Raw genomic sequence first — 10,632 nt, forward strand, 5'->3', positions numbered from 1 at the left:
TGTCCTGTCGTCCTGGCCGACGTCTCGTCCCGGCCGACGTCGTGCTCAGCCACGTGCCCGCCCCGAGGGCAGCACGTCGCGGATGCCCGGCGGCAGCACGTCCGCCAACTTGATCATCAATTCCGGTGCGACCGCGGCATCCAGCACCTCGAGCACCGCGGATGCCCACCGGAGGGCCTCCTCCTCGGAGGTCTCCGCGCGCCATGCCACGCGGCCCGCGAAGACCGGCAGGTCGAATCGCTCTCCGCTCACCCGGCCCTCGGCCCGCTCGTGGGGAGAGGTCTCGTGCACGGCGACGATCCGGCGCAGCGACTCGGCGGCTTCGTGCGGCAGCTGCGCAGCCAAGTGGTCGGCCACGCCGTCGGGCACCCGCTCCGCGACCGTCTCGAGCGTCGCGCGCACGGCCTGCTCCGCTGCCTGCCTGCTCCCGAGGTCCGCGCGCGCCTGCACCTGCCCGGTGAAGTCCTCGTAGCGCATGGCTCCTGCCACCCCCTCCGGGTCCGGCCGACAGTCCGTACGCACGCCCCGCACGCCCGTACGTTCCTCGCGTCCCGGGTGACCACGAGACCTCGTCCGACACACTGGCCGGCCCTGCCCGCGAACAGCCCACTTACGGGTGAAATGCCCCGTTCAGGTGCGGCGGACGGTACGAACGTCCTGCGACCGGCGGCACACGAACAGCCGCCGGCTCCCGTCCTCCTCCCGGACGGGGCAGTCACCGGAAGGGCCGTGCCATGCCTGTACTGACCGAACCCCCGCCACAGACAGGGCCCCGCCACCGCAGGCCGGGATCCGTGCTGGTCACATGGCTCTCGACGACGGACCACAAGAAGATCGGCGCGCTCTACATGGCGAGCGGCTTCGCCTTCTTCCTCCTCGGCGGCCTGCTGGCGATGGTGATGAGGGCCGAGCTGGCCCGCCCGGGAATGCAGTTGATCTCCGCCGAGCAGTACAACCAGGCGTTCACGATGCACGGCACGATCATGATGCTCTTCTTCGCCACACCGCTCTTCGCGGGCTTCGCCAACGCGATCATGCCGCTGCAGATCGGATCGCCGGACGTGGCGTTCCCCCGTCTGAACATGCTGTCGTACTGGCTCTATCTCTTCGGCGGCCTGATCTCCGTCCTCGGGTTCCTGACACCCAGCGGGGCCGCCGACTTCGGATGGTTCGCCTACACCCCGCTCTCCGACGGGGAACACACCCCGGGTCTCGGCGGAGACCTGTGGGTGATGGGGCTGGCCCTCTCCGGATTCGGCACGATCCTCGGCGCGGTCAACTTCATCACCACGATCATCTGCATGCGCGCGCCGGGGATGACGATGTTCCGGATGCCGATCTTCACGTGGAACGTCCTGCTGACGAGCGTGCTGGTGCTCCTGGCCTTCCCCGTGCTGGCCGCGGCCCTCTTCGCGCTGGAGGCCGACCGCAAGTTCGGCGCGCACATCTACGACGCCGCCAACGGCGGGGCCTTGCTGTGGCAGCACCTGTTCTGGTTCTTCGGGCATCCGGAGGTCTACATCATCGCGCTGCCGTTCTTCGGCATCGTGACCGAGATCCTGCCCGTCTTCAGCCGCAAGCCGATCTTCGGCTACGTCGGTCTCGTCGGGGCGACCATCGCCATCACCGGTCTGTCCGTCACGGTCTGGGCGCACCACATGTTCGCGACCGGAGCCGTGCTGCTGCCGTTCTTCTCCTTCATGTCGTTCCTGATCGCGGTGCCGACAGGCGTGAAGTTCTTCAACTGGATCGGCACCATGTGGCGGGGGTCGCTGTCGTTCGAGACCCCGATGCTGTGGGCCGTCGGCTTCCTCGTGACGTTCCTCTTCGGGGGCCTGACGGGTGTTCTGCTCGCGTCCCCGCCGATGGACTTCCCCGTCACCGACAGCTATTTCGTCGTGGCCCACTTCCACTACGTCGTCTTCGGCACCGTCGTCTTCGCGATGTTCGCCGGCTTCTACTTCTGGTGGCCCAAGTTCACGGGGCGGATGCTCGACGAGACCCTCGGCAAGATCCACTTCTGGACCCTGTTCATCGGCTTCCACACCACCTTCCTCGTCCACCACTGGCTCGGCGCCGAGGGGATGCCGCGCCGCTACGCCGACTATCTGGCGGCCGACGGATACACGGCCCTGAACACGGTCTCCACGATCGGTGCCTTCGTCCTCGGACTGTCGACGCTGCCCTTCCTCCACAACGTGTGGAGGACCGCCGTGTCCGCGCCGAAGGTCGAGGGATTCGACCCCTGGGGATACGGGCGCTCCCTGGAGTGGGCCACGTCCTGCCCTCCGCCGCGGCACAACTTCGGGGCGCTGCCGCGCATCCGCTCCGAGTCGCCGGCCTTCGACCTGCACCACCCTGAGAACGCCGAAGAGAGCTCCGGGTGAAGCCGCGGAGGAACCCGACGGCACCGAGTTGCGGCCCCCACCTCCCCGCCACATCGTGAACCTCATGACGAGCACCGCGCGCCCGCGGCTGATCAACGAGCTTCCGTCCGAGGCCGGCGACCGGCTCATGCGGCTGGCCGCGCACGTGCAGTTCCCCGGCGGTACGCGCATCTTCGAGGAGGGCCGCCCGGCGGACCGGTTCTGGATCATCCGCGGCGGCTCCGTCACCCTCGACATCCACGTCCCCGGGCGCCATGCGGCGACTGTGGACACACTCGGCCCTGACGATCTGCTCGGCTGGTCGTGGCTGTTCCCGCCGTACGTGTGGCACCTGGGCGCCACCGCACTCGCACCGGTGCGGGCGCTGGAGTTCGACGCGAGAGAAGTACGGGCGCTGTGCGAGGAGGACGCGGAGCTCGGGCGGGCGCTCTACCTGCAGACCGCCGAGAACATCGCGCGACGCCTGCAAGCCGCCCGCACAAGGCTGCTCGACCTCTACGGGCCGCAGGGCAGTGGTCCCGGCCGCTGACCGGCTCTGCGGGAGGCGACGTCGGGCACGGATATGTGGGGTGCGCTGCGCGGCGTACGCGGCGTACGCGACGCGGACACTGATCTGCCGGTCAGCCGAGCCGGCTCCCGCCGCCCGCCGTCGTCACGAGCGAGGAACTGCTCGCCCGGTAGGCCTGCTCCCCCTTGACCGCGATCTTGAGCGCACCCGTCTCGGCGGCGCCCGCGAAGACCTCGTACGCCTCCTCGATCGCCCCGAGCTCGAAGACGTGCGTGACCATCGACGACGTCGGCAGCCGGCCGGCGGCGAGCATGCTCAGCAGCATGGGCGTCGATGAGGTGTCGACCAGCCCCATCCGTATCGTCAGGTCCTTGATCCACAGATCCTCCAGGTGCAGTGCCGCCGGCTTGCCATGGACACCGACGTTGGCGACGTGGCCGCCGGGCCGCACCATGCGCGTGCACATCTCGAAGGTCTCCGGCGCTCCCACGGCCTCGATCGTGACGTCCGCGCCGAGACCGTGTGTCAGGTCGTCGACGAGCTGTTCCGGCTTGTCGGAGGCGAGCACCTTCGCGTCCGCACCGAATCGGCCCGCGGACTCCAGGCGCTCCGAGGTCAGATCGACGGCGACGACCCTGTCCGGCGAGTAGAGCCGTGCCGTGGCGATCGCGGCCAGACCGACAGGTCCCGCCCCCACGACGACGACGGTGTCTCCGGGGCGCACCTGCCCGTTCAGCACACCCACCTCGTAGCCGGTGGGGAAGACGTCGGCGAAGAGCACCGCGTCCTGGCTGTCGATCCCGCCCTGCAGCAGGTGCAGCGAGTGATCCGCGAACGGCACCCGCACGTACTCGGCCTGCGTGCCGTCGATGTGATGCCCGAGGATCCATCCGCCGCCTCCACGGCACTGCCCGTAGGAGCCCTCGCGGCAGTAGCGGCAGCGGCCGCAGGCGGTGATGCACGAGATCAGGACACGGTCGCCGGGACGGACCGTCCGTACGTCGCGTCCGGTCTCGACCACCTCGCCCACCGCTTCGTGGCCCAGGACCGTGCCGGGTTCCACGTCCGGCACATCGCCGCTCAGGATGTGCAGATCGGTGCCGCAGATGGTGGTGGTCTCCACCCGTACGACGACGTCCTGGGAGTCGTGGACATCCGGGTCGGCCACCCTCTCCCAGGCGGCCCTGCCGGGCTCATGGAAGACCAGCGCCTTCATGGTCGATCTCCTCCCGTGTCCCGTCGGGCGACGACCCCGCGCCACGGAGAGTCCGTGCGGGGACCCTGACCCCAGCCTGGCCTGCGGCTCGCGGCACCCGCATGGGCCACCCGGCCCATGCCCTGACGCCGAGAGGCCCGGCGCAGCCCCCGCACAGGGACCTTCGGCCCCTTCCTCAGGCCTCCCGGCCCCTCGGTCACGGGGCGGGGGCGCAGGACTCTTTGACTGAGAGCACATGTGTCGTGCGCGTTCCGGAGCGGGAGGGAGACGCCATGTTCCAGTCCGTCACGGTGGGTCTGGACGGTACGCGCGAGAGCCTGGCGGCCGTCGACTGGGCGGCACGGGAGGCGCTGGGACGCGGCGTGACGCTCAACATCGTCCAGGTCCGTGAGACCGGGGCCTATCCGTACTCACCCATCGCCGACGACCAGGTCGAACGGGAATGGGCACAGTCGCTCACGAACGAAGCCCTCGACGATCTCAACAGCCGCATGCCCGAACTGGGCGTCACGGTCGACATGGTCTCCGGCCGTCCCGCGCACGTGCTCGCCGACGCGTCCGCCGAGACCGACCTGCTCGTACTGGGCTCGCGCGGCCTCAGCACCGTCCTCGGGTTCATCGTCGGCTCGACCGCGCTGCCCGTCGTCGCGCACACGGTGTGCCCCGTCGTCCTCGTCCGCGCCCGTCCCCAGGGGCCGGACGAGAACCACGCGCACCGGGGACTCCTCGAGTCCGACCCCTATGCGGCGTCCGAGACCCCGGGCGGTGACGTCGTCCTCGGAGTCGACCTCGGCCGTCCCTCCGACGAGCTCATCGCCTTCGCGTTCGACACCGCGGAACGGCACTCGGCGCAGCTGCGCGTCCTGCACGCCTGGGACCTCCCCCCGACCTACGGGATGCGGCCCCTGCCCGTACCGCCCGCGATGACCAACGAGCTGCTCGCCGCCCAGAACCAGGCACTCGCAGCCGCATTGCGCCCCTGGCAGGACGCGCAGCCCGACGTCAAGGTGCAGGCCGAAGCCGTCATCGGGCAGCCGGCGCGGCTGCTGGTGGAGGCGGCGGCGCAGGCGTCGATGCTGCTCGTCGGCCGGCGGAATCGCCGCTCCCGGCTCGGCACTCACGTGGGCACCGTCGCCCACGCAGTCATGCACCACGCACGTACGCCGGTCGCGGTCGTACCCCACGACTGACACGGGCGCGTCCGGCGCCGCCGGACGCGCCGCTTCCAGGAGGTGCCCACAGATGTCCGAGGCCAGGAAGACGGACCTGTACGAGTTGACGATGGCCATGGCCTACGTGCACGAAGGGATGACAGCGCCCGCGACCTTCAGCCTCTTCGTGCGTGACCTGCCGCCCGAGCGCGGCTTCCTGGTCGCCGCCGGGCTCGAACCCGCGCTCGACTACCTCTCGGACTTCCGCATCGGCCCCGGCGACCTCGACGTCTTCGCCAACGCGCTCGGCCGCCCCACGCGCGAGCTGGTGCCGCTGCTCGGCATGTCCTTCGACGGCGAGGTGCGCGCAGTCCCCGAAGGCACCGTCGTCTTCGCGAACGAGCCGCTGCTGGAGGTCACGGCACCGCTCCCGGTCGCACAGCTCGTCGAGACGTACCTGCTCAACCTGCTCAGCCACCAGACGGCCGTCGCGTCCAAGTCGGCGAGGTGCGTGCTCGCCGCCGGAGGCCGCCCCGTCATGGACTTCTCGATGCGCCGGACCCACGGCCTCGAGGCCGGCAACGCCGCAGCACGGCTGGGCACCCTCGTCGGCTTCGCCGGGACGAGCAACGTGGACGCGGCGGCCTCACTCGGACTGCCCGCGATCGGCACGATGGCCCACTCCTTCATCGAGGCGTTCCACTCGGAGGAGAGCGCCTTCCACGCCTTCGCCCGCGCCCACCCCGAGCGCCCTCTGACGTTCCTCGTCGACACCTACGACACGGACGGCGGCACCCGCAGCGCGGCACGCGTGATCAAGTCCCGTGGGCTGGGCGCCGATTCGGCGATCCGGCTGGACAGCGGCGACCTCGCCGACCAGGCCGTCCGGGCGCGCCGGATCCTCGACTCCGCGGGCCTCACGAACGTACTGATCGTGGCGAGCGGCGGACTCGACGAGTACCGCGTGGACCGGCTGGTGCGGGAAGGCGCACCCATTGACGTGTACGCCGTAGGCACCCGGGTCGGCGTCTCCGCGGACGCGCCGTACCTGGACTCCGCGTACAAGATGGTCGCCTACGACGGCCGGCCCGTCATGAAGCTGTCCTCGGCGAAGACCACCGCCCCCGGCCAGAAGCAGATCTTCCGCAGCCACGACTGCTCGGACGTCATCGCCCTCCGGCAGGAGCAGCCCGCGTCCGACGTACGGCCCCTGCTGCGCCCGGTCATGCGGAACGGACGGCGCGTCACCGACGCACCGCCGCTGAGCGAGGCCCAGGAGCGCTTCGCCGCCGAGGCCTCCCAACTGCCGCCCGAGGCACGGCGGATCACCGGGCCGCTGCCTCTCCGTCCCAAATTCTCCGACCAGTTGAAGGCGCTGACCGGCCAGGTCCGCCGCCGCATCGAAAGCGAGATCCTTGCCCCGGAACGGGTCTGAAGTCCCGTACCGGGGCCCTGCGTCAAGGAGGTCACCATGCCGAACACACGCGAATGGAACGTACGGATATTCCTCTACGAGGACGAAGGCACGACCACCGCCCGCGCGGTCCTCGACACCGGCGAGACGACGCTCACCGGCAGAGGAGTCGCCCGCTGCAACCCCGAGGACGTCGACATCCCGGAGATCGGGGACGAACTCGCCGCCAGCCGCGCCATGGCCGAACTCGGCCGCCAGATGATGCGCGCCGCCGACCGCGACCTGCAGGGCGTCGGCGCGGGACCGCTGCCGCCCAAGGCGCGGGCGGCGTTCGGCTGGCCGGACGTGACGCTGTGACGGTTGGCCGCTGAGACCGTTGGCCGCTGAGACGGGTTGGCGCTGTGAGGGGTGGTTGTGCCCGCCGGCGGGGGCCACGGCCCTGGCCGGGCGAAGGGAAGGCTGAAGGTGCAGGTGAGATGTGAGGCGACGGTCTGACGGGGCGACGGGGTGGAGCGGGCTGCAGGAGCGGAATGGGCCGCGGCTGGATGGGTGCGGCCGTGGGCTCGGGGCCGGCCGGGGGACCGGTCGCTGGGAGTCAACGGTTGCCGCCCAGGGCGGAACCCTCCGCGTGGCCATGCTCAGGCGGAACTCCAGGCAAAGCAGGCCCTGGCGCTCATGCTTTCGACCGTGGCGCGAACGCTTCCCGGTGGTCGACACCGAGATCCAGACGCAGGACGAGACCACCTGCCCGTACCGCCTCCAAGTCAGCACGGACGCCGCCCTGTTGGCGGTCGGCCTCCGCAGCACCGGCCCCTGCTTTCCCACCCGCATGGGCCCTGTCGTCCACGCCTTCCACCAGCACTCGCCGCGCCCGGTGGCGGTGATCCCTCACGATTGACGCGAGGGACCGGGCCGGTGGGCGATCATCACGCCCCCGCCAGCCCCCCACTGTGAGCGAGGCGCTCCCCCGATCAGCTAACCTGTCTGGGCCGCCTCCGTAGCTCAGGGGATAGAGCACCGCTCTCCTAAAGCGGGTGTCGCAGGTTCGAATCCTGCCGGGGGCACCGTGTGATGTCTCAGGACATCGGAATGACCCCGAACCCACGAATGGGTTCGGGGTCATCGTCGTTGTGGGCCGGGTGGTCGGCCGGTGGGCTGGTAGTCGCGGCTGGTGTCGATGGCCAGCTCGCGGAGGAGTTCGCCGGTGGTGGCGTCGACGATACGGACGTCCAGGTCGTTGATCAGCATGATGACGTGGGTTCCGGCGTGGGTTCGTCCGATGCCGATGTGGTGGAGGCGTCCGGCCAGGCGGAGGGTGACGACGCCGGTGGTATCGATGCGGTCGTGGCGGACGCGGGTGTGGGTATCCGTGTCGCGGCTGTGTGTCGGCAGGGCTTTGGGGAGTGTGGAGTAGATCGCTGCGGGGGTGGCGCGGTGGGGCAGGGACCTGTGGGGACGCTGGTGGTTGTAGGTGTGGGCGAAGTGGTCGATCAGAGCTTGTAGTTGGGGAATGTCGGCGGGCTGGTGAGGCTGGGCATGCAGCCAGCTCTTCATCGTCTGCTGGAAGCGTTCGACTTTGCCGCAGGTGGTGGGGTGGTTGGGGGCGGAGTTCTTCTGCTGGACGTGCAGGCGGCGTAGCTCGGTCTCCAGGGCGTTGCGGCCGCCGCGGCCGCCGGAGAAGCGGGTGGTGAAGACCATGCCGTTGTCGGTGAGGGTGGAGGCGGGGATGCCGTGTGCGGCGACGGCCTGGCGGAAGGTGTCGAGGACGATCTGGCCGGTCACGTGTGGCCAGCAGGTCACGTGCAGGGCGTAGCGGGAGCAGTCGTCCAGCCAGGTCAGGATGTCGGTGGTGGTGCCGGCTGGGTCGGCGAGGCGGTAGTGGGTGAAGTCGGCCTGCCATGTCTCGTTGGGCAGCTCGGCCTGGAAGCGGATGTAGGAGGAGCGGGGCCGTTTCCTCGGTGTGGGCACCATCAGGCCTTGGGCGGTCAGATGGCGGCTGATCGTCGCCCGGGAGACGCAGGTGGCGATGGTGCCGCAGGTGCCATGCGATGGTCTCCGGTCCGGCGTCCAGGCCCTGCTCGGTCAGCTCCTTGCGGATACGGACGATCAGCTCGACCGTCTCCGCAGCAAGCGCGGTCGGCGAGGTCTTCGGACGCCGGGAACGCGGCTCGAACGCCGCTTCGCCCTCAGCGCGGTAGCGGGCCACCAACCGGCTGACCCAGCCCTGCGAGACCCCGTAGGCACGCGCTACCTCGCCCTGGGAACGACCCTCTACGACGACAGCAGTGATCACCAGACGCCTCTTCGACATCGCCAGACCATGACGCCGAGGTCATTCCGATGTCCTGAGACATCCCATTCCGATGTCCTGAACCACAACACTGCCGGGGGCACCGCACAGAAGGATGACGAGGTGAGGTCTCAACAGCAGGCCTCACCTCGTCTTTCATCCTCTTGGCTGCCCTTCGAGGTTCCAGCGGAACGACCGCAGCATGCTGGCTGGCCTGGTCGATCGCCGGCCCGCTGGACGCCCTGCCCGTCGGAGCTGTTCAGTCATGGGCTCACGGTGTGAGTGTCGTTGCCGGTCGACGGAATGAGTTGGGGGTTGCCGTTGTAGGTGGCGGAGATGGCATGCGTCCCGACGGCGAGCCCCCTGTCGGTGACTGTCGCGACGCCGTTGACCAGTGCCGCCGTCAACGTGCCTCCGCCGCCGCCGCCGATGGTGAAGGTGACGGTCCCGGTCGGGGTTCCCGTTGCGGGAGGCATGGGCGACACCGTGGCGGTGAAGGTCACGACTCGGCCGGGAAGAGAGGGGTCGGGCGATGAGACGACGGTGGTGGTTGTCGAGCCACGATTGACGGTCTGCGTGTCCGTGCCGTTGGACGTGGCGAAGTTGAGTGCTCCGCCGTAGGTTGCCGTGATCGTGTGCGGGCCGGCGCTCAGACCGCTGGTGGTGGTTGTGGCGACGCCGTTGACGAGAGGTGCTGTGACCGGCGTTGTACCGTCGAAGAGAAATGTCACCGTGCCCGTCGGGGTGCCTGCTTCCGGCAGGTTCGCGGCGACCGTGGCGGTAACCGTGACGGTCTGCCCGTAAGTGGACGGGTCGGGGGTGGAGTTGACAGTGGTCGTGGTCGGCGCCCGGTCGACGGTGTGGGTGTCGCTGCCGGTGGACGGCGTGAAGTTGCTGTCCCCCGCGTAGGTCGCTGTGGCGGCGTGGTTGCCGACGGGGAGTGTGCCGGCATTGACCGTGGCGACGCCCGTCCCGTCGAGGGTTCCGGTGAGGGTGGGGCTTCCGGTGATGCTGAAGGTGACGGTGCCCGTGGGGGTTCCGGCACCCGGGGCCAGCGGGGTGACGGTGGCGGTGAAGGTGAGGGGTTGGCCGAAGGTGGACGGGTCGGGGGCCGAGTTGAGGGTCGTCGTGGTCGCCGCCTTGTTGACGGTGTGGGTCTCGCCGCCGGTGGACAGCGTGAAGTTCGCGTCGCCGCTGTAGCTGCCGGTGATCGAATGGCTGCCTGCCAGCAGGGAGTTGAGGGTAAGTCGGGCCGTGCCGTCGATTTCCACGGGCACGGTGGTGCTGCCGCCACCGTCGAGGACGAAGGTGACGGTGCCGGTCGGGGTGCCCGCCCCTGGTGCGACGGGCGCCACGGTCGCGGTGAACGTCACCGGCTGCCCGAAGACAGAGGGGTCGGGGCTGGAGTTGACGGTGGTGGTGGTCGAGGCGGCGGTGACGGTGTGGGTGTCGGTGCCAGTGGATGTGTTGAAGCTGGGGTCGCCCGCACCGTTGTAGGTCGCCTCGACGGTGTGATTGCCGGCCGGGAGTGCGTTGGTGCTGACGGTGGCGGTGCCACTGGCGTCGAGGGTTCCGGTGAGGGTGGTGGTTCCGTCGATGGTGAAGGTGACCGTGCCGGCCGGTGTTCCGGCGCCCGGCGGCACCGGGGTGACGGTCGCGGTGAAGG

General features: G+C 69.8%; 10 protein-coding genes, 1 tRNA gene and 1 pseudogene. 7 read left to right on the top strand and 5 right to left on the bottom strand.

Going from position 1 to position 10,632, the window contains the following annotated elements:
- Positions 1 to 45 precede the first annotated feature (45 nt).
- Positions 46 to 477: a DUF2267 domain-containing protein gene (locus tag I004_RS0121310; protein WP_028437170.1), complete on the bottom strand. Its 432-nt coding sequence runs from the start codon at positions 475 to 477 to the stop codon at positions 46 to 48.
- A 257-nt stretch (positions 478 to 734) separates the two neighbouring features.
- Here I004_RS0121310 and ctaD point away from each other — a divergent pair, with 257 nt between their 5' ends.
- Both ctaD and I004_RS0121320 read left to right on the top strand, forming a co-directional pair.
- Entirely contained in the window at positions 735 to 2,387 is a 1,653-nt protein-coding gene (gene ctaD / locus I004_RS35235) for an aa3-type cytochrome oxidase subunit I (RefSeq protein WP_051345277.1), read from the top strand.
- 64 nt (positions 2,388 to 2,451) lie between these two features.
- Positions 2,452 to 2,916, top strand: coding sequence for a cyclic nucleotide-binding domain-containing protein (locus tag I004_RS0121320; RefSeq protein ID WP_028437171.1), 465 nt, complete (start codon positions 2,452 to 2,454; stop codon positions 2,914 to 2,916).
- A 91-nt stretch (positions 2,917 to 3,007) separates the two neighbouring features.
- On the opposite strand, the gene I004_RS35240 is transcribed toward I004_RS0121320, so the two are convergent.
- Positions 3,008 to 4,111 (bottom strand): alcohol dehydrogenase catalytic domain-containing protein, encoded by a 1,104-nt coding sequence (locus tag I004_RS35240; protein WP_051345278.1) that lies wholly within the window; start codon positions 4,109 to 4,111, stop codon positions 3,008 to 3,010.
- Between the two features lie 272 nt (positions 4,112 to 4,383).
- Between I004_RS35240 and I004_RS0121330 the strand changes: the two genes are divergently transcribed.
- From I004_RS0121330 to I004_RS0121350, 5 genes are all read left to right on the top strand, one after another.
- A complete protein-coding gene (locus I004_RS0121330) occupies positions 4,384 to 5,301 on the top strand; it encodes a universal stress protein (RefSeq protein WP_028437172.1) in 918 nt (305 codons plus the stop codon).
- Positions 5,302 to 5,353: 52 nt separating this feature from the next.
- Positions 5,354 to 6,697, top strand: a complete 1,344-nt coding sequence (locus I004_RS0121335; protein WP_028437173.1) for a nicotinate phosphoribosyltransferase — start codon at positions 5,354 to 5,356, stop codon at positions 6,695 to 6,697.
- A 36-nt stretch (positions 6,698 to 6,733) separates the two neighbouring features.
- Complete coding sequence (locus I004_RS0121340; RefSeq protein ID WP_028437174.1) at positions 6,734 to 7,033, top strand: DUF1876 domain-containing protein; 300 nt, start codon at positions 6,734 to 6,736, stop codon at positions 7,031 to 7,033.
- Positions 7,034 to 7,382: 349 nt separating this feature from the next.
- Positions 7,383 to 7,574: a hypothetical protein gene (locus I004_RS0121345; RefSeq protein WP_028437175.1), complete on the top strand. Its 192-nt coding sequence runs from the start codon at positions 7,383 to 7,385 to the stop codon at positions 7,572 to 7,574.
- A 93-nt stretch (positions 7,575 to 7,667) separates the two neighbouring features.
- A tRNA-Arg gene (locus I004_RS0121350) sits at positions 7,668 to 7,740 on the top strand.
- 55 nt (positions 7,741 to 7,795) lie between these two features.
- Here I004_RS0121350 and I004_RS35245 read toward each other — a convergent pair.
- From I004_RS35245 to I004_RS35250, 3 genes and pseudogenes are all read right to left on the bottom strand, one after another.
- Positions 7,796 to 8,644 carry an integrase core domain-containing protein gene (locus tag I004_RS35245; RefSeq protein WP_199779432.1) on the bottom strand — a complete coding sequence of 283 codons (849 nt, stop codon included), beginning with the start codon at positions 8,642 to 8,644 and terminating at the stop codon, positions 7,796 to 7,798.
- A gap of 136 nt (positions 8,645 to 8,780) precedes the next feature.
- Positions 8,781 to 8,987: pseudogene (locus tag I004_RS39885) on the bottom strand (helix-turn-helix domain-containing protein); the annotation flags it as partial.
- Positions 8,988 to 9,229: 242 nt separating this feature from the next.
- Positions 9,230 to 10,632, bottom strand: a 1,403-nt coding sequence (locus I004_RS35250; protein ID WP_199779433.1) for an Ig-like domain-containing protein, incomplete at its 5' end; no start/stop codon positions are given.

It is taken from the genome of Streptomyces sp. TAA486, assembly GCF_000426165.1.

Coding starts and splice junctions, on each gene's coding strand:
- I004_RS0121310 (WP_028437170.1), bottom strand. CDS start 477: ATGCGCTACGAGGACTTCACCGGGCAGGTGCAGGCGCGCGCGGACCTC.
- I004_RS0121330 (WP_028437172.1), top strand. CDS start 4,384: ATGTTCCAGTCCGTCACGGTGGGTCTGGACGGTACGCGCGAGAGCCTG.
- I004_RS35240 (WP_051345278.1), bottom strand. CDS start 4,111: ATGAAGGCGCTGGTCTTCCATGAGCCCGGCAGGGCCGCCTGGGAGAGG.
- I004_RS0121320 (WP_028437171.1), top strand. CDS start 2,452: ATGACGAGCACCGCGCGCCCGCGGCTGATCAACGAGCTTCCGTCCGAG.
- I004_RS0121340 (WP_028437174.1), top strand. CDS start 6,734: ATGCCGAACACACGCGAATGGAACGTACGGATATTCCTCTACGAGGAC.
- ctaD (WP_051345277.1), top strand. CDS start 735: ATGCCTGTACTGACCGAACCCCCGCCACAGACAGGGCCCCGCCACCGC.
- I004_RS0121335 (WP_028437173.1), top strand. CDS start 5,354: ATGTCCGAGGCCAGGAAGACGGACCTGTACGAGTTGACGATGGCCATG.